Origin of the sequence: Psychrobacter sp. UBA3480 (assembly GCF_002377945.1) — a bacterium.
Classification (GTDB): Bacteria; Pseudomonadota; Gammaproteobacteria; order Pseudomonadales; family Moraxellaceae; genus Psychrobacter.
In genome coordinates this window covers 65,497-84,169 of the sequence record NZ_DFQV01000001.1, presented here as the reverse complement: position 1 = coordinate 84,169, position 18,673 = coordinate 65,497, and the positions used below count along the sequence as shown (strand labels likewise).

The window sequence follows — 18,673 nt, the reverse complement described above, 5'->3', positions numbered from 1 at the left end:
AATAAATTAAGTCAGCTTTAGGCTGGCTTTTTTTTGCTTACTGAATTAGGTTAAAGCAGCACCGATATATTTTTTATACTTCCCTTTTGTAGACTGATGGCTTTGAAAACATGAATACTCTTAAACACAATCCTATGGACAATCATTGTGCCGTTTTGCGCTCAGATGATAATCATCAAGTAGATGTAGAGAAAAGTCGTTTTAAAAGCCATGTGCTGCAAGTATTGTTGGGCTTTTTGATTGTCACTATAAGTGTGATCTATGTACCTGTTTACGCAGCAATTAATGAGAGCGGGCAGAATGCGAGCGAGTCAGAAAAACAAACGCCTAGTAAGCCTGATAGTTTTACTGAATATGCCACTCAGCAAGTCAATGCGCTTAAAGATGAAAGTGTCAGTATTTCTGGTATTACTGAAGAGATCTTCGATCCTACTGAGCGTAACGCAGTGGAGCAGGCAGGCAGGCTACAAGGTGATACGGCACTGACCGGAGAATATAGTGAGAGCTATTATATACTCGATAAACTAAATGCTGGGTTGCCGCCGTTATCTGAGCCACCTAATTTAGAAACGCCGCTTGCAGCCTTAGAGTTTTTTCAATCAGCGTTAATGAAGCAGCAGTATGATTTGGCCGCTTATGCGCTAAACATGAATTTGATTGATGAAAAAAGTCAACGTAGCCGTGCGCTTGATCTCACAAAGCGACTGGATTTCTTATTATCCGAGAAAGAACTCTATGTATTCGACGATATGCCAGATCGTCCCGATGGCTTAATTGAACCACCGCTTGGTAATAATAGCAGTGTCATGGGTATTGCTAGACGCTCTATTCAGCTTGGCTATGTTGATTATCGCGAGCGCCGTGTTCCTATTTATTTGCAGCGAGTGCGGGTAGGGGATCAAGCCCCTGTTTGGGTGTTTTCGGCGCAGACAGTAGGCAATATTGATAATCTCTATGAGCAGTATCACCCAGCTGAGTTCGAGCGTTATTTGCCCACTTGGTTAAAGTTAAAGTTTTTTGGAATTGCGCTATGGGAATTCTCAGCGCTGATATTGTTCTTTTTATTAACCATGGGTATGGGTTGGCTACTAAGTAAAGGTACTGGAAAAATCATCAATCATTATATCGATGATGAAAAATACAGCATGCACGTTGGCAGCACTAATGGTGTCGCCGATTTGGTTAACAAACTGACAGTACCACTAACCTTTACCATCAGTTTTTCATTGGTTTTTACCTTAGTTTCTGGTGGTTTTCCTTATTTAGATGCAGTCGCGTCATCTACTCGTCCATTGATTTGGATTGGACTGGTATTTAGTACCATGTGGTTGGGTATTCGTATCATTAACTTTTTTGCCAATCGCTATCAAGACATGCAGATTGAGAATCTAGCTGCAGAGCATTTCGATAAAGAACGTCGTCGCCGTACTTATGTATCGATATTTCGCCGTGTGTTTATTTTTGTGATGATTTTGGGAAGCTTTTGGATAGGTCTTAGTGAATTTGCCAATATGGAAGGCCTTGGCAATACGTTACTGACTTCAGCGGGTATTGCAGGTGTGGTTATCGGTATTGCGGCACAGCCAATATTAGGAAATATCATCGCTGGTGTACAGGTAGCAGTGACGCAGCCAGTGCGAATTGGCGATAGTGTGATAGTGGATGGTAATTTTAGTACGGTTGAAGACCTGCGTTACACGTATGCTGTGTTAAAAACATGGGATGAGCGTCGCTTGATCGTGCCGATGCGTGAGCTAATCACTGAACGAGTGGAGAATTGGTCGCATACAGAGGTTCATCAGACCTGTCCTGTGTTTTTGTATATTGATTATGGCGCAGATATCGACGCTATCCGAGAGGCATTTATATCGATGGTCAAGGACAATAAGCTTTGGGATAATAAAACAGAACCCGAAATGTATGTGGTTGATGTGACCGAAAATACTATTCAACTGCGCGGCGCTGTTTCATCGGTAGGGCCTATAGAGGCATGGACGCTGGCCTGTGAGATACGGGAGCAAATGCTTGGTTACCTGCATGCGCAGCAAAACAAGTATCTACCTACAGAGCGCTTTACGTTAACAAAAGACGACTAGAAATTGGGAATAGCGATGAGCCTTGCGAGCCGGATTGTTTTCAAAAGGGAGCTATTAATGGTTTGAGATATGACTGACATCGATAAAGACGCACTTGTGTAAAATAATCTGACAAATATAGTGTGTCAGCGAGGCGCTTATTTGTTATAATGTGGCGTTATTTTTATAGGATAACTGAGTGGTTGGCGATGAGTCGGCACTGTGCATACAGCTGCAACGATTAATACGCTTAACCCTGAGCTCCTACCCATCAAAATAACCACCACTAGGGGTCTGTATGTTGCGAATTGTCGATGAAGCCTTAACCTTTGATGACGTTTTATTATTACCAGCCTATTCTGAAGTTCTGCCAAAAACTGCTGATCTGTCTACTCGTTTGACCAAAAACATCACACTTAATCTTCCGCTAATCTCTGCGGCGATGGATACTGTGACTGAGTCTGAAATGGCTATCACTATGGCACAGCTTGGTGGCATGGGTATTTTGCATAAGAGCATGGACATCGAAAAGCAGGCCACCCAAGTACGCCGTGTCAAAAAATTTGAAGCGGGTACCGTTGTTGATCCTATCACTGTACATCCAGAGATGACGATTGGTGAATTGCTGCGTTTGACGCAAGATAACAATATCTCAGGTGTGCCTGTGGTCGAAAAAGGCACAGATAACGTTGTGGGTATTGTTACTCATAGAGATTGGCGTTTTGAGACCAATTTATCGTTGCCAGTTAGTCAGATTATGACACCTAAAGAGCAGCTAGTAACTGTACATGAAGGTGAAAGCAACGAGAATATAAAAAGACTATTGCATGAGCACCGCATCGAAAAAGTCATCGTTATTGACGATAACTTCCGTCTACGTGGTTTGATTACTGTTAATGACTTTGCCAAAGCTGAAAACAATCCAAACGCGTGTAAAGACGAGCAAGGTCGCTTACGTGTTGGCGCAGCTGTTGGTACAGGTGCAGACACGCAAGCACGCGTTGAAGCATTAATCGCCGCTGATGTCGACGTTATCGTCGTTGATACTGCGCACGGTCACTCAAAAGGCGTGATCGATAAAGTATCTTGGATCAAGAAAAACTATCCGCATGTACAAGTAATCGGTGGCAACATCGCAACAGGTGAAGCTGCAATTGCTTTACGTGACGCAGGTGCTGATGCAGTAAAAGTAGGTATCGGCCCTGGTTCTATCTGTACCACGCGTATTATTGCAGGTATCGGTGTACCACAAATCTCAGCCATTGATAATGTTGCTAGTGCTTTAAAAGACAGCATTCCATTGATTGCTGACGGTGGTATTCGTTATTCAGGTGACATGGCAAAAGCAATCGCTGCTGGTGCATCGTGCATCATGGTTGGTTCACTCATGGCTGGTACTGAAGAAGCACCAGGTGAAGTTGAGCTGTTCCAAGGTCGCTACTATAAAGCTTATCGCGGTATGGGTAGTTTGGGTGCGATGTCAGGATCAAACGGTTCTTCAGACCGCTACTTCCAAGATGCAAAAGACGGCGTAGAGAAGCTAGTACCAGAAGGTATCGAAGGCCGTGTTCCTTATAAAGGACCAGTTGCGGGTATCGTTAATCAGTTGGTTGGTGGCTTACGTTCATCAATGGGTTATACTGGTTCTGCCACGATTGAAGATATGCGTACCAATCCGCAGTTTATCAAAGTAACCTCAGCGGGTATGAAAGAGTCACATGTGCATGATGTGCAAATCACTAAAGAAGCACCGAACTATCGAGTAAACTAGATCGTTCCGTAAGACGCTTCACTTTTGTAGATTTACATCGTATTAGTGTTAGCTGAGACGTAAGGCTGCAGCGAGCTTAAGATACAAACAGCCAACAATGCTATGTTATTGTTGGCTGTTTTTTTTGTAAAATACAGAAACAGATTATTACAACAATAGTATTGCCTGCGTATACGCTTGGCCTTTTATTTTTTTGACTTGAGGAACACATAATGAGCTATTTTGGCACTGATGGAATTCGCGGAAAATTTGGTGAATTGCCAATTACACCGGACTTTATCTTAAAACTAGGCTATGTCACTGGGCTTGTTCTCATAGAAAAAAATGAAAATCCTACGCGTAAGCCAAGTGTGGTGATTGGTAAAGATACGCGTCTGTCAGGCTATGTGATAGAGGGAGCATTACAAGCAGGTTTTAATGCAGCAGGTGTTGATGTTTATATGCTTGGTCCATTGCCAACCCCAGCGATTGCGCATTTAACCCGTAGCTTTAATGCAGATGCTGGTGTGGTTATTTCAGCCTCGCACAACCCTTATTATGATAATGGCATCAAGTTTTTCTCAGGTGATGGCAAAAAGATAAGTGATGAAATGCAAACTGCAATCAATGATAAATTGACGGCAATTATGAACGACGTTGGTAGTGATGTTGCCATAATGCCTATTCTTGATCCTGCACATTTGGGCAAAAACAACCGTATTGATGATGCGAAAGGTCGCTATATTGAATTTTGCAAAGGCAGCTTCCCTTATCAGTACGACCTTAGTCATCTGACGGTAGTAGTGGATTGTGCGAATGGTGCGGGCTATAGCGTAGCACCTAGAGTGATGCGCGAGTTGGGGGCAAACGTGATTGCTATCAATAATACGCCAGACGGTATCAATATCAATGCTGAATGTGGTTCTACTCATCCTGAAAGCTTACAAAAAGCCGTGCTTGAGCATGAAGCAGATGTCGGTATTGCACTAGATGGTGATGGTGACCGTATCGTAATGGTTGATGAGACGGGTAAGCTAGTTGATGGTGATGGTATCTTATATGTACTTGCTACCCAAGGTAAAACCAAAGCTGAAGGTGTTGTCGGCACGCTCATGAGCAACATGGGGTTAGAGCTGGCACTAAAAGATGCAGACATTCAATTTACTCGCGCAAAGGTGGGTGATCGCTATGTGATGCAGGACTTAGAAGCTAATGGCTGGATATTGGGCGGTGAGCCATCTGGTCATATCTTATGCTTAGATAAAAGTCGCACAGGGGACGCTATCATTGCTGGTTTGCAAGTACTGGCAGTCATGCAAGCCAGAGAGCGTGCGCTAAGTGAGCTTGTTGAAGGTTTTGAAGTGTTACCGCAAAAGCTAGTCAATGTACGCTTATCTCAAATGCAAGACCCATTCAAACATGAGGAGTTGGTTGCTGCTTTTGATAAAGCACAGGCAACGCTAGAGGGTCGTGGTCGTCTTCTGATACGTCAGTCAGGTACAGAGCCTATGATTCGCGTGATGGTTGAGTCAGATGATGAGATAGAGTGCGATGTAATGGCTAATGATTTAGCTGATCTTATAAAGTCGGTACTAGGCTAATAGCATTTAAGGCAATAAGTGGTATTCAAGATAGCAACTGGTATTTAAGATAATGACTAGTACTTGAGACAACAACATTATAGTTTTCAAATAAGGAACTGCTATGAGCATGGACTTTACCGACCAACGCCTCTCATATGAGAAAGGTGAGCTTGACCAACAGTCAGTACCAACGTCACCATTCGAGCTTTTTAAAGCTTGGATGAATGAGGCGTTAGCGCAAAAGGTGCAAGAGCCTTATGCAATGAGTTTGGCGACATGTGGCGCAGACAATAAGCCTAGCGTTCGTATTGTGTTATTACGCGAGATTACTGAGACAGGTATCGTTTTTTATACCAATTATGAAAGCGCAAAAGGGCAGGATATTGCAGAGAACCCTAACGCTGAAGCGTTATTCTTCTGGCATGAGCTAGAGCGTCAAGTCCGTATCAGCGGTAGTATCGCTAAAATTGCTGCTGATAAATCGGCTGCTTACTTCCAAAAGCGTCCCCATGATAGTCAAGTAGGCGCTTGGGTCAGTCAACCGCAAAGTGGTGAAGTGGCCAATCGTGAAATCATGGAGCAAACGTTTGAACAGCTTCAAGCAGCGCACCCTGACAATACTACTGTACCAACGCCAGAGTTTTGGGGTGGGTATGAGATTACGGTTGAAAGTATTGAGTTTTGGCAAGGTCGCGCCAATCGGATGCATGACCGAATTGTGTATACGCAGAGTAGCGGCGATGACAGTGAAGGCAATACAAGCTGGACGACCAAACGTTTATTACCATAGTTGCTGTAGTTTGAAGCTATAGATTATACAAAACTAAAAAAGCCACTCTAAATCCAGTTTTTCTGGTATCTAGAGTGGCTTTTTTACGTTAGCTATTTACCTTATCTGGCATTATTTTTTAATTAACTTTTTATTCAACCTTTCATTTAATATTGGTATCGACATCCACTGAGACTGACATGCCAGGACGTAATCGTGCAAGTTCAGGCTGGTTCTGGTCTAGGTCGATGCGTACAGGAATACGTTGAGCGATTTTTATGTAGTTACCTGTCGCAGGGTTGGCAGCAGCAGCACTAAACTCGCTACCAGTCGCTGGCGAGATATTACTTACGTGCCCCGTAAATTTGGCACCACCAAGCGCATCGACATGAATGGTCGCAGGCTCACCGATTGCCATATTGGCTATTTGAGTTTCCTTAAAGTTTGCAATGATCCAAATGCCTTTTGGTACGATATACATGAGCTGCGTACCAGCGCTGACGTATTGGCCTTCTTTGACACTGACTTGGCTTAGCTGGCCAGATTCAGGCGCAGTGATGATAGTATTGTCTAGATTGATTTGCGCTTGCTTGACGCCTGCCTCAGCATTTTTGATATTTGCATCTAGCGATGAGCGACTGCCACTGGTTTTTTCACGGTTTTCTTGAGCGGCTTGCAAGTTGGCTTCTGCTTGCTGTACACCTGCCTGTGCTTGGGCGAGTTGAGCCTTGATATGAGCCACCTCCGCCTTTGATACCGCACCAATGGCATCCAAACCTTGGTAGCGGTTTACATCTTCACGTGCGCTCTGTACGTTGATTTTGGCACTATATAAGTCAGCTTTGCGTGCTTCGATTTGTGCTTGGCTGGTTTGTGTGTCTTGATCGTTGGTAGAGCGGTTAGTAAGAGCTACCTCTGTATTTGCTTGGGCTTGTTCGAGCTGCTGCTGAAAGGTTCGATCGTCAATCTTTATGAGTAAGTCGCCCGCTTTTACATTGGCGAAGTCTTGCACAGCTACTTTGGTGACATAGCCAGAAACCTGCGGGCTAATAATAGTCGTCTGACCTTTGACAAAAGCATTATTGGTTTGCTGTACCGTTGGGGTAAACGGCGGGAGCTTCCATGCATACAAAATCAATGCCACGCCAATGACAATCAATAAAATTAATAAGCCTAAGTTTAGATAGGACTTTTTCTTAGGCGACCAACCAGTAGTATCGGGTATTGGCTCTTTTGGCGGCATCGGCGGTTCATTGCTGTCTGAACTGTTTTCTACATCACCTTTTGCTGTCTTAGTTGCTGATTGCGAAGCATTTGTAGCAGACTCTTCTTTACTTATATCGGACGCTATAGGTGTGTCTGTTGCTGGAGCGCCAGTGGACGTCTGAGGTATTTGATTAAGCTCATTTGGTTTTTCTTGGCTCATGACGTGCTCCTAAATTTTCAATAAATATTAAAATAGACTGGCTATAAACGAACAGGGTGAAACATTATTAATAGAATAAACTGAGTTATTTTGACTCACGCATTTTTGCAATAACCGCAAGCTCTTTAGCAAGTGGATTGCGCTTGTGGTAACGGTTATAAAAATAATTGATCAATAAAATGGCTGTAACGAAAGTAGCAAAACTGGCCATTAAAAAGAACAGGTCGCTATAAGCGGAGACAGTTGCTTGGCGTTGAATCCCTTGCAACACTTGACTCATTGCAGCCACATTCGCTTGCGCTGTATCCGTCGTTTGATTTGATAATACACTGCGAGTACCAGCAATTTGAGCGCTAAACGTAGGATCACCCAAATTCAGTGAGCTGACCATATCTGCATAATGGACCTGTGTACGAATGGTCGTAAATGCCTGAATAGCCGCTGCACCTGCCAATCCGCCAACCGTTTGGGAAATACCAAAGATAACCGAAAAACTAATGATATAAGCAGGGCCACTAGCAATAGCTCGCAAGAATCCTTCGAAAACCAAAGGTCCCATGAAATATACCGCGGCAAATGCAATCAAAAACTGGCTAATATAAAACATATAGGGAGCGGAGTTGATAGAGACCCCAACGTCCATCCAAGAGCCCAAGGCAATCAATGCCACTGCAAAAATAACAGGACGGCGCAAGTCCATTGGATTGGTACTAAAAATACTAATCACCAAAGCCAGCACACTGGCAGCCATTATGACAGCATAAAAAGTAACCAGCTGATCGTTACCATAACCCAAATTAGCAAGTAGGCCTGCAGCACCGACATTTTGTTCAGATAGCAAAATTCGCATAACAGCGCCGGTAATCATAAAGGCAATAATATTGCGACTACGCATCCAGCGGACTTGTAGCATCGGGTTTTTGCGATGTGTCTCAATCCATAAGGCGATGCCAATCCCAACAATAGCAATCATCAGTGGATAGACGAGCCAAGGCGTCGTCCACCATAAAATCCTACCTTGCACCAAAATTACAGCCAGTGCAGCTAGACCGCTCGCAAAAAAAGCAAAGCTTAAAAAATCGAGTTTCTCAAATACTTTTTCTGTATTGCCTGGTGGTAACTCCAATATGTTAATCAGTCCAAAACAAATCAGTGCCAAACCAAATTGAAATAGAAATAAGTTTTCAAGCTGACCGTCGATGGCGAGGTAGGGCGAGATGATTCGTGATAATGGGATACCAAACTGCACCAAGCCAAAACCCAATATCAAGCCACTGGTGCGCTTGACGGTTGGCATGCCTTGCAAACAGTAGAATAACCCTAAAATGGTCATGCCACTTGCGACCATACCACTAAGTCCTCTGGCGACAATCTCTAGATAATAAGGCTCAATTCCTATATTAGGCGTATCTAATAAATGACTACTGATTAGCCACTGTAAACTCGTGGCAGCCAACAAAAAGAACAGGGTGATTTTACTAAAAAGTGACATACCAAATTGTTGGCGAATTTTGTACAGCAGAACGGTGATACAGGCATTGGTCATATTATAGCTAACAGATATCCAACCCCCTTCGGCTGGCGTTAAGCCCAGTTGACCTTGAATTTGAGTAAGATTTGCGACGAGCAGACCGTTTTGGAAACTGGCAGTGAGACCAACGAAAATTCCAATCAGTAAGTAAAATAATTTACGGCGTGCAGGATGATCAGGATTGGCAGGAGAGCCCACCATTATCGGTTGTTCGTGGGGCTTAAACTGATATTCATTACTCATGGACGTACCATAATCTGTATAAGGAAATAGAATGGCATAGAACAGATTCCAGACGCAAAATCAGGTCAGTACGATGAATGTTCATAGCTTAAAAACAGCGGAGTTACTGATATAAATGCTGGTCAAACTGGAAAGATAACCCAAGAAATGCAGGGCATATTTTATCATAATCTTTATAGCGCTTTTGTCATTGGCGCGTAACTCATTGGCTCTACATAATAAAGATATAGCAGTATGTTATGCAATTTAACGAATCATAAGACAAGCAAAAAATGCTATAAGCATAAAAAACAGCTCTATACAGAGCTGTTTTTGTGTATCGAAAAATTGGTCAGTCAGTAAATAGTATTGTGGCTAATACCGATGTATCAATGAATACCAAATACTAAATCGATTCGTCATATTTTGCTTCTAGCTGAAACGCACGCTGATAACTATCAAGACTGGCCAACTTTTCAGCATACTGTTTGATATGCGGATAAGCGTCAAGTTTCTGACGCTTAGCAAGAATAATCAAATCGAATGACAGCATAAAGTCGGCACCGCTCAGCTTATCACCTACAATAAATGACTTACCTTCAACTGAGGCATCCAGATATTTAAACAATCTGGTTTTTTCTGTCTCGATATAGCCGTTTAAAAACTCATTGTCATTGATGCCTGCTTTGTTGGTAAATAACTCAAGCATTAATGGCAACATGAGCGAGCTTTCTGCAAAATCAATCCACTGTAGATAGTAGCCATAGTCTGAGCTTCCTGTAGCAGGGCGCAGACGCTCTGGCGCAAACCGCTCAATCAATAACTCAGTGATAGCACCTGACTCAGCATAAATTTGTCCATCCATTTCGATAACCGGAGACTTACCGAGTGGATGTACAGCCTTTAGAGAATCTGGTGCTAAATGAGTTTTGGCATCGCGCTGATGACTGACTACTTCATAAGGAACACCTAGCTCTTCTAAGAGCCATAGCGTACGTAATGAACGTGATTGATTGAGATGATGTAAGCGAATCATGGTATCGACCTTATTGTGTAGTGAATTTGACTAACCTTTCAGCTTTGCCATTAGGCGCTTAGCAGCTTCTTCCGATGATGCAGGATTTTGACCTGTGATTAGCAGACCATCTTCAACGACAAACGATTCCCAATCAGCCGCTTTTTCGTAGTTACCGCCATTAGCTTTCAATGCGTCTTCTACTAGGAACGGTACTACGTCTGTTAGGCCAACTGCGTCTTCTTCAGAGTTAGTGAAACCAGTCACTGTTTTGTCTTTTACCAAATACTCGCCATCGACTTTAACGTTTTTAAGCGCTGCAGGAGAATGACAAACGAAAGCAACAGGCTTATCTTGCTTAACAAAAGTCTCGATCAGATCGATAGAGTTTTTATCTACTGCCAAATCCCACAATGGGCCATGGCCACCTGGGTAGAATACTGAATCGAAATCTTCAGCGTTCATATCAGCAAGTTTTTTGGTATTAGCCAAATGCTCTTGCGCGTCTTTATCGTCTTTAAAACGAGTGGTATCTTTGGTTTGCGTGTCTTCTGTGTCACTACTAGGATCTAGTGGTGGCTGACCGCCAGCTGGAGAAGCTAGAGTTACATTTACGCCAGCGTCAAGAAATGCGTAGTAAGGAGCAGCAAATTCTTCTAGCCAAAAGCCAGTTTTCTTACCAGTATCGCCTAAACGGTCATGAGACGTTAGTACCATTAAAATGTTCATAATTATCCTTGTTTATTATTTATGTGTTAGTAACTATATAGCCAACAGTCATAAGTTTTACGTTACATCATTAGCCGTTTTTACTTAATTAGCCTAAATGCAAATAATGACTGTTAGCATTATTCCTGCTTTGTAAGCAACTTTCAGTAGTGATATTAGCAATTTATGTTGTTAAGTAGTTATTCACAACGATTGCTAACTGTCAGTAGCTGCTTAACTAGTGAATGTTTAACCAGTAACTAGTTAACGTCAGATACTTTGATTACAGTCTTACCAAAGTTATCACCGTTTAACATACTGACAAATGCATCTGGGGCATTATCTAGACCGTCAGTAATGTGCTCTTTGGTTTTTACTTCGCCTGACTCCACCCATTTGCTCATGGTTTCTAAGAACTCTGGGAAGTGGTCGCCGTACTCTTCAAAGATAATGAAACCTCTGACAGTTAGGCGTTGGCTTAAGATAAGACCCATCAGCATACCTAGGCGATCTTTGCCATCCGGTAAATCAGTGGCGTTGTACTGCGATACCAGACCACATACTGGAATACGTGCGTGGTCGTTAAGTAATGGCATTACCGCATCAAATACTTTACCGCCAACGTTTTCATAGTAGATGTCGATACCATCTGGACACGCTGCTTTTAATTGCTCAGCGAAGTCGTCAGCTTTGTGATCGATACAGATATCGAAGCCAAGCTCATTGACCGCAAAGTCGCATTTCTCTTTGCCGCCTGCCACACCGACAGTGCGCAGACCATATTGATTACCGACTTGACCGACCGTGGCACCAACGGGTCCAGTTGCTGCTGCCACAACTAAGGTTTCGCCTTTTTGTGGTTTACCGATATCAGTCAGACCCATGTAACCGGTGAACCCTGGCATACCTAACACGCCTAAACCATAAGAAGGATTTGACATGTTTTTGTCTAGTTTGAGGACGCCTTCGCCATCACTGACACTGTAGTCCTGCCAGCCTGAGTTTGATACGACTAAGTCGCCTACCGCGAAGCTGTCGATATTCGACTCGACCACTTGCGCTACGGTACCACCCATGATGACGTCACCGACTTCTAACGGGTCTGCATAGCTTTTTGCATCGCTCATACGCCCACGCATATACGGATCTAGTGACAGATATACCGTGCGTAGTAGCATCTCGTTATCTTTTGGCGTAGGAATGTCGCTAGTTGCCATGTCAAAGTTGTCAGCAGTAGGTACGCCATTAGGACGGCTAGCCAATTTGATTTGACGGTTTGTTTGTTGATTCTGTTGTTTGTCGAAGCTCATTGTAAGACTCCTTTATATTTATTAATTGTCATTATTATAGTGGTGGTAAATGTAGTAGCTACTCAGCATGGAATAGCTACTCTATAAATAGCATAACGATATGTACTTATTGTTACTGTCGCGATTTTTCTTATAATTGTTCTGACAGTTCTTGCTAAAGCGCTTATTAAGACGCTTTGCTAGTTACAGCGCGCTGCAAGATACGACGTGATACTTCTAAGTCGTTGGTACCATGTTCACCAAGCTTAACCATGTTATGCACTTCAAGTTGCTTGATAATTGGATCAATCGCTGATTCCGTCAAGTCAACGTCTTCTAGGCTAACTGGCAAGCCAAGCTCGCGGAAGAAGTTTTCAGTGTAAACAATGGCAGTTTCGATGATGGCATCGTCGTCTTGATCAGTATCGGTAATGTTCCATACGTTACGTGCATACTGAAGCAGTTTTTCTTTTTTGCTTTCTTTTAGCTCACGCATAACTGATGGCAATACGATGGTTAGCGTACGTGCATGATCGATAGCGTGTAGTGATGTTAGCTCATGACCAACCATATGAGTTGTCCAATCTTGTGGTACACCAGTACCGATCAGACCGTTCAAGGCCATGGTCGCTGTCCACATAATGTTCTTACGTGTTTCTAGGTTTTCTGGATCTTGCTTAACAACTAGACCCTCATCGATAAGAATTTTAAGCAAGCTTTCAGCAAAGGCGTCTTGTACTTTCGCGTTTACTGGGTAAGTCAGATACTGTTCCATTACATGAACAAATGCATCAGCCACACCATTCATAACCTGACGTTCAGGCAGGGTAAGTGTTTTGATTGGATCTAGAATTGAGAATTTAGGGAAGGCAAGTGGGTTACCAAATGGTAGTTTTGCTTGACGTTCGCTATAGTTGATCACGCCGCCTGAGTTCATCTCAGAACCTGTGGCTGGAATGGTCAATACAGCACCCAAGTCGACAGCAGAATCGATGTTTTTGCAATAACCAGTTAAGGCATCCCAAGCTTGGTCACGTGAGACAGTGCCGTCCTCTTCAGTCAATGAAGAAACGAGTGCGACAAATTTGCTGCCGTCAATCACAGAACCACCGCCAACTGCTAATAAGAAGTCGATGTTGTGCTCATTAACCATATCAGCGGCTTTAAGTAATGTGGTGAATTCTGGGTTAGCTTCAATGCCACCAAATTCAAATACAGTACGGTTACCGCTTGCCGCTAATGCAGTTTTTACTTCATCTAAAGTACCAGTACGCTGTGCTGAACCACCACCATAAGTGATAAGAACACGTGCATCAGTAGGAACTAGATCTGATAATTGCTCGATTTGACCTTCACCAAAAACGATACGGACTGGGTTGTAGTATTGGAAGTTATTCATAAGATTCCTAATTAATAATAAAAAGTGTTTAATAAAAACGGTTCAATTAAATTGTTTTGACATGAGATATTGTCTGATATCAATCAATGAATGATAAGCAATGCTCGTATAGACATTCATTCTTAATATTTGTGCGCATTGTACACCAATTAGACCAGTCGTCTAGTGATATTTACAAAACTCTCGTATAACTGTTTAAGTCATATGCAAATGTCTTTAAGAAATTTTTTTGGAAAAGAGAAGGCAATAAAGCACACTGAATACTCAAGCATAGTACTGACAGCTACTATCTAGAAGCGTTATGAATATTCAATGTGCCTTAATGTTTATGATGTTTGTGCTAAAGGTGCAGTCGCTAGAAATTCGAACAGTTAACTATTAGCGTCCCATTTGGGTCGTGGTCATCTGCCAAATTTCTGCTAAAGGCGTATTGGTTTGGCTAATCTTTGCAATCAAGCTTGCGCCAAGCCATGCAAAATACCAACGCTTGGCCATACTCTCAGCCGAGATATTATCATGGCGTGGTACGGACTCATCGAGCCAGCCAGCTTTGATCTGCTTAGCGAGCCACATGGTCGTCTGCTGATAGCCAGTATCGAGTGCCTTACGCATGGTTTCTGACATATCAGCTACCTCTGCGCTGAGCTTCACTACCAAGCATTTCTCATGGTCACAGCCGTTCTGCTGGGTGTCATACCAGTTTTGAAAATAATCATATAGCTTTTGCTGCGCACTGACATCTTGTGCATCGATGACGTCTAACCGAGTCTTATATAAACTAAAGTAATGATTAATAATGGCTTCACCAAAGGCTTCTTTGGAAGCAAAGTAGTGGTAAAAAGAACCTTTTGGCACGCCTGCTGTATCTAAAATCTGCTTTAGACCAACAGCGGTAAAACCTTTTTTAGCAATTAATTGGTAGCCAGTAGCAAGTAAATGAGCTTTGGTATCTGGGGTAGTTGCGTCTGTATTAGACATAAACAGGATTGTCTCCCTTGGTAGTTGCTTATATTAGCGTATGTATTAGATAGTCAGTTAAAACAGTTAGCGTTCATTTGAACGTCACGTTGATAGCGTATTGTAATAGGATATAGTTATATGTGTTACGTTTTATCAACAATATTCACTGACAAAGTAGTCTAGTTTTATTGATAGCTATGGTAGCATTAGACCAGTCGTCTAGCAAGGTAGGTTTTGTTGTTATCCGTTACCGTTAGTATTTATTGCTAAAGATCATTTTTCATTAGAGCTCTTTTCAATTGATGACTATTGATTAATAGCTTGGTAACGATTTTAGACTTACTACTTGCCAGATATTTTCTCATTAAGATATCGCCGACTTGATAATTTTATTTTAATAACCGAAAACCAATACTTAACATAACAAATTAAAAATAAGGATGATTATGTCAACCAATACTACGAGTGCATACAGTGACTTCCATTTGCAGTTTATCGCTGGTGAATGGCAAACCGGTAAAGACGGTAGCACTAACACCAATACCAACCCATATAACGGTGATACGCTGGTAGAAATTCAGCAAGCGACCAAAGATCAGTTAAACGAAGCCTATGATGCGGCGACCCAAGCTCAAGAAGCGTGGGCCAAGCAGACACCAGCAGAGCGTTCTGCAGTGTTGTATAAAGTCGTAAACATACTCGATCAGCGCCAAGAAGAAATCGTTGATTGGCTAATCAAAGAGTCGGGCAGTACTCGTATCAAAGCCATGGTCGAGTTCGGTGCGACGCGCGCGATTACCCTTGAAGCAGCGACATTCCCTAATCGTGTCCATGGTGAGATTCGTCCATCGAATACCCCTGGTAAAGAGAACTTCATTTATCGCGAGCCAATCGGCGTAGTCGCTGTCATTAGCCCATGGAACTTCCCACTACATTTAACGCAGCGCTCTATCGCGCCTGCCTTAGCACTTGGTAACGCGGTGGTACTCAAGCCTGCTAGTGATACGCCAGTGACAGGTGGTTTGCTATTGGCCAAAGTATTCGAAGAAGCTGGTCTTCCAAAAGGTCTATTAAACGTCGTGGTCGGCTCAGGCAGTGAGATAGGTGATGCAATCGTCGAGCACAAATCGCCAAGTCTAGTGTCGTTCACAGGTTCGACCTCAGTGGGCAAACATATCGGTGAGCTGGCCAATGGTGGTGAATACATCAAACAAGTGGCACTTGAGCTAGGTGGTAACAGTCCATTTGTGGTACTAAAAGATGCTGATATTGAGCAAGCAGTAAAAGCAGCCGCCTTTGGTAAGTTTTTACACCAAGGTCAAATCTGTATCGCAATTAACAGAGTCATTGTAGAAGACGAGATATATGATGATTTTGTAGAGCGTTTCTTAGCGCATGTTAAAACATTGAACGTCGGTGATCCTAATAAGCAAGATACCGCTGTTGGCCCAATCATCAACGAAAAACAAGTCAAATCGCTTAAAGAAAAAATCGCTAAAGCGCAGGAAGAAGGCGCAAAAATGATACTCAGTGGCGAGATCGAAGGCCAAGTCGTACCGCCGCACATCTTTACCGAAGTGACTCGCGAAATGGATCTATCACGCAATGAAGTGTTTGGACCATTGGTTGGTATCATCCGTGCTAAAGACGAAGACGATGCGCTATCGATTGCCAATGATTCTATGTATGGTCTGTCTAGTGCGGTGTTCACTGCTGATATGCAAAAAGGTCTACGTTTCGCTCGCGGTATCAGAGCTGGCATGACCCACATCAATGACATCTCGGTCAATGATGAAAGCAATACGCCATTCGGTGGTGAGAAAAACTCAGGTATCGGCCGATTCAACGGTGAGTGGGTACTAGAAGAATTCACTAGAACGCATTGGATCTCAATGCAAAATGAACCACGTGAATATCCATTCTAATTGTCCTAAAATAGAATGTTAATAGCTAATAAAAAAGACCGCTTTGATAGCGGTCTTTTTTTGTGTGTCATTTGGCAACTTACTGATAATAACGTATTTGAAGTTGGTCAATCTCTTATCTGGCATGAAAACCAAGTAACCCTTCAATCTCTTCCATACTCATCCGTCTTACCAGTGCTTGTTCTTCTACCGATAGGCGATTGGTGTGCTCTTTTATCATCGTATGAATACTTCGCGATATCTCAGAGGTGGTTGCGTAATACATTTGAGGCTGTTCTTTTGTCAATCTCATCAAAAATCGATTGATAAGTTTACGCTTTTCATCTGATTTATTTTCTTCAGTCGTAGTATTATTTTGAGTCATGGTGTTCTCCTAGAGGTAAGCCATTTAAGCAGTCAGACACATGAGAGTCAATGCTTATAAGTAGTTTCTGGGGCTGAGCGCATTGCCTTACAAGTATTAGGCTCGCATCATAGTTGAATGTTCAATACGCCCTAAGTATGTTTTACATCGTATATGACATTTCAAGATTAAAGACTAAATATTAAAAATAATAGATAAGCGCTAAACAGCCAGAAGGATAGGGTATGCTAAATCAAGCAGCGAACAACTCAGAGAATAACTCAGCGAACAGAAATGTTACATTGGTGCTATTCCATAATGACTTGCGAGTAGCGGACAATGCCACTCTATTAAAAGCATCTGAAATTTCCACTGATGGAAAGCTGCTATTGGTTTATGCGTCATCGTTGACAGATATATTAGACGATAAAGACCATTACGACGCCTATCGTTATGAGGCTATGGGTCAAGCCCGCCAGCAGTTCTTGCATGAGAGCTTGGCTGATTTAAATGCGTCATTGATTCAGCGGGGTAATAGGTTGCTGTATTTACAGAAAGGCGATGAAGCATTGGACGTCTTTACTCAGTTGAGTGATCTAATAGCGCAGCAACAAGTGACAGATATCTGCATCAGCCAGAAGGCAGATTATAATCAAAACAAAGTATATGACCTTCTACAGGCGAAATATCCAGAGATACAGTGGCACATTCAAACAACATCGACTTTGTTTGACGAGTTACCGCTAGAGAGCTTACCCAAAAGCTTTACACAGTTTCGTAAACAAATAGAAACCGATTATGATTTGCTGCATGCAGAAAAAGATATAGCAATTTATCCAACGCCAGAAACACTTGCCCCATTACCTGACAATATGCAGAGTAGGAACGAGTACTTTTTTGAATCTCAGTTGTCTAATCAGGCAGAGCGTGATAAGCCATCACAGCAGCCATCCAGTTTTAGAGGTGGTGAGTTAAATGGCCTTAAGCACTTAGATGCCTATTTCGATTCCGATGCGCCCAGCACTTATAAAACTACCCGAAACGCGCTAGATGAGTGGGCGCATTCCACAAAGTTTTCCGCTTGGCTTGCAAACGGCTCGCTGTCTGTAAACACAGTATTAAATCGTTTGCGCCGTTATGAGCGCGATATTATCGCAAATGACTCTACCTACTGGATATGGTTTGAGCTGCTATGGCGTGAGTATTTCTACTGGTATGCTGTCACCTATCAGCAAAAGTTATTTTGGTTTAAAGGTATCAGTCAGCACACGCCTTCAACTCAATTGAACGAAAATCTGTTAGCACAATGGAAAAATGGTACGACACCGTATCCTATCGTCAACGCATGCATGAACCAATTGAACACGACAGGTTATATGTCGAATCGCGGACGACAATTGGTTGCCAGTTGCTTTATCCATGAGTTAGGCCTTGATTGGCGTTACGGGGCAGCTTACTTTGAGCAATATCTTGTTGATTATGATGTCGGCAGTAATTGGGGCAATTGGCAATATCTGGCAGGCGTGGGCGCTGACCCCAGAGGGTGCAGGCAGTTTAATCTAGACAAGCAAACCCAGCAATACGATCCAAACGGTGAGTTTATTCGTCAGTGGCAAGGCAACACTCAAAAGAGCGATTAATGTATGTCGAAAACACCCATTCAACAGGTGATAGCTAT

14 protein-coding genes are annotated in these 18,673 nt (G+C 42.7%); 6 read left to right on the top strand and 8 right to left on the bottom strand.

What is annotated here, in order from left to right; all coding sequences use genetic code 11:
* Nucleotides 1-110: 110 nt before the first annotated feature.
* From B2863_RS00350 to pdxH, 4 genes are all read left to right on the top strand, one after another.
* A complete protein-coding gene (locus B2863_RS00350; RefSeq protein WP_296206750.1) occupies nt 111-2,096 on the top strand; it encodes a mechanosensitive ion channel family protein in 1,986 nt (661 codons plus the stop codon).
* Nucleotides 2,097-2,373: 277 nt separating this feature from the next.
* The gene (gene guaB, locus B2863_RS00345; protein ID WP_057760534.1) at nt 2,374-3,846 is read left to right on the top strand and encodes an IMP dehydrogenase; all 1,473 of its coding nucleotides are present in this window, start codon (nt 2,374-2,376) and stop codon (nt 3,844-3,846) included.
* A 212-nt stretch (nt 3,847-4,058) separates the two neighbouring features.
* On the top strand, nt 4,059-5,426 hold the full coding sequence (glmM, locus tag B2863_RS00340; protein WP_296206749.1) for a phosphoglucosamine mutase: 1,368 nt from the start codon (nt 4,059-4,061) through the stop codon (nt 5,424-5,426).
* 109 nt (nt 5,427-5,535) lie between these two features.
* Nucleotides 5,536-6,198, top strand: coding sequence for a pyridoxamine 5'-phosphate oxidase (gene pdxH / locus B2863_RS00335; protein ID WP_296206775.1), 663 nt, complete (start codon nt 5,536-5,538; stop codon nt 6,196-6,198).
* Nucleotides 6,199-6,340: 142 nt separating this feature from the next.
* On the opposite strand, the gene B2863_RS00330 is transcribed toward pdxH, so the two are convergent.
* The 7 genes from B2863_RS00330 to B2863_RS00300 form a co-directional block, all read right to left on the bottom strand.
* Nucleotides 6,341-7,603: an HlyD family secretion protein gene (locus B2863_RS00330; protein ID WP_296206748.1), complete on the bottom strand. Its 1,263-nt coding sequence runs from the start codon at nt 7,601-7,603 to the stop codon at nt 6,341-6,343.
* Between the two features lie 85 nt (nt 7,604-7,688).
* Nucleotides 7,689-9,377 (bottom strand): MFS transporter, encoded by a 1,689-nt coding sequence (locus B2863_RS00325; RefSeq protein WP_296206747.1) that lies wholly within the window; start codon nt 9,375-9,377, stop codon nt 7,689-7,691.
* A gap of 385 nt (nt 9,378-9,762) precedes the next feature.
* On the bottom strand, nt 9,763-10,392 hold the full coding sequence (locus tag B2863_RS00320; RefSeq protein ID WP_296206746.1) for a glutathione S-transferase family protein: 630 nt from the start codon (nt 10,390-10,392) through the stop codon (nt 9,763-9,765).
* A gap of 30 nt (nt 10,393-10,422) precedes the next feature.
* Nucleotides 10,423-11,100: a type 1 glutamine amidotransferase domain-containing protein gene (locus B2863_RS00315; protein ID WP_296206745.1), complete on the bottom strand. Its 678-nt coding sequence runs from the start codon at nt 11,098-11,100 to the stop codon at nt 10,423-10,425.
* Between the two features lie 239 nt (nt 11,101-11,339).
* Nucleotides 11,340-12,389 carry an NADP-dependent oxidoreductase gene (locus B2863_RS00310; RefSeq protein ID WP_296206744.1) on the bottom strand — a complete coding sequence of 350 codons (1,050 nt, stop codon included), beginning with the start codon at nt 12,387-12,389 and terminating at the stop codon, nt 11,340-11,342.
* Between the two features lie 166 nt (nt 12,390-12,555).
* Nucleotides 12,556-13,767 carry an iron-containing alcohol dehydrogenase gene (locus B2863_RS00305; protein ID WP_201607832.1) on the bottom strand — a complete coding sequence of 404 codons (1,212 nt, stop codon included), beginning with the start codon at nt 13,765-13,767 and terminating at the stop codon, nt 12,556-12,558.
* Nucleotides 13,768-14,145: 378 nt separating this feature from the next.
* Complete coding sequence (locus B2863_RS00300) at nt 14,146-14,745, bottom strand: TetR/AcrR family transcriptional regulator (protein WP_057760518.1); 600 nt, start codon at nt 14,743-14,745, stop codon at nt 14,146-14,148.
* Nucleotides 14,746-15,173: 428 nt separating this feature from the next.
* Between B2863_RS00300 and B2863_RS00295 the strand changes: the two genes are divergently transcribed.
* A complete protein-coding gene (locus tag B2863_RS00295) occupies nt 15,174-16,652 on the top strand; it encodes an aldehyde dehydrogenase family protein (protein WP_296206743.1) in 1,479 nt (492 codons plus the stop codon).
* 115 nt (nt 16,653-16,767) lie between these two features.
* Here B2863_RS00295 and B2863_RS00290 read toward each other — a convergent pair whose 3' ends face one another.
* Complete coding sequence (locus tag B2863_RS00290; RefSeq protein ID WP_296206742.1) at nt 16,768-17,016, bottom strand: hypothetical protein; 249 nt, start codon at nt 17,014-17,016, stop codon at nt 16,768-16,770.
* Between the two features lie 224 nt (nt 17,017-17,240).
* Between B2863_RS00290 and B2863_RS00285 the strand changes: the two genes are divergently transcribed.
* Nucleotides 17,241-18,635, top strand: coding sequence for a DASH family cryptochrome (locus tag B2863_RS00285; RefSeq protein WP_296206741.1), 1,395 nt, complete (start codon nt 17,241-17,243; stop codon nt 18,633-18,635).
* The last annotated feature ends 38 nt before the right edge of the window (nt 18,636-18,673 follow it).

Coding starts and splice junctions, on each gene's coding strand:
- B2863_RS00295 (WP_296206743.1), top strand. CDS start 15,174: ATGTCAACCAATACTACGAGTGCATACAGTGACTTCCATTTGCAGTTT.
- B2863_RS00300 (WP_057760518.1), bottom strand. CDS start 14,745: ATGTCTAATACAGACGCAACTACCCCAGATACCAAAGCTCATTTACTT.
- B2863_RS00310 (WP_296206744.1), bottom strand. CDS start 12,389: ATGAGCTTCGACAAACAACAGAATCAACAAACAAACCGTCAAATCAAA.
- B2863_RS00315 (WP_296206745.1), bottom strand. CDS start 11,100: ATGAACATTTTAATGGTACTAACGTCTCATGACCGTTTAGGCGATACT.
- B2863_RS00350 (WP_296206750.1), top strand. CDS start 111: ATGAATACTCTTAAACACAATCCTATGGACAATCATTGTGCCGTTTTG.
- B2863_RS00305 (WP_201607832.1), bottom strand. CDS start 13,767: ATGAATAACTTCCAATACTACAACCCAGTCCGTATCGTTTTTGGTGAA.
- B2863_RS00325 (WP_296206747.1), bottom strand. CDS start 9,377: ATGAGTAATGAATATCAGTTTAAGCCCCACGAACAACCGATAATGGTG.
- B2863_RS00320 (WP_296206746.1), bottom strand. CDS start 10,392: ATGATTCGCTTACATCATCTCAATCAATCACGTTCATTACGTACGCTA.
- pdxH (WP_296206775.1), top strand. CDS start 5,536: ATGGACTTTACCGACCAACGCCTCTCATATGAGAAAGGTGAGCTTGAC.
- B2863_RS00290 (WP_296206742.1), bottom strand. CDS start 17,016: ATGACTCAAAATAATACTACGACTGAAGAAAATAAATCAGATGAAAAG.
- glmM (WP_296206749.1), top strand. CDS start 4,059: ATGAGCTATTTTGGCACTGATGGAATTCGCGGAAAATTTGGTGAATTG.
- B2863_RS00330 (WP_296206748.1), bottom strand. CDS start 7,603: ATGAGCCAAGAAAAACCAAATGAGCTTAATCAAATACCTCAGACGTCC.
- guaB (WP_057760534.1), top strand. CDS start 2,374: ATGTTGCGAATTGTCGATGAAGCCTTAACCTTTGATGACGTTTTATTA.
- B2863_RS00285 (WP_296206741.1), top strand. CDS start 17,241: ATGCTAAATCAAGCAGCGAACAACTCAGAGAATAACTCAGCGAACAGA.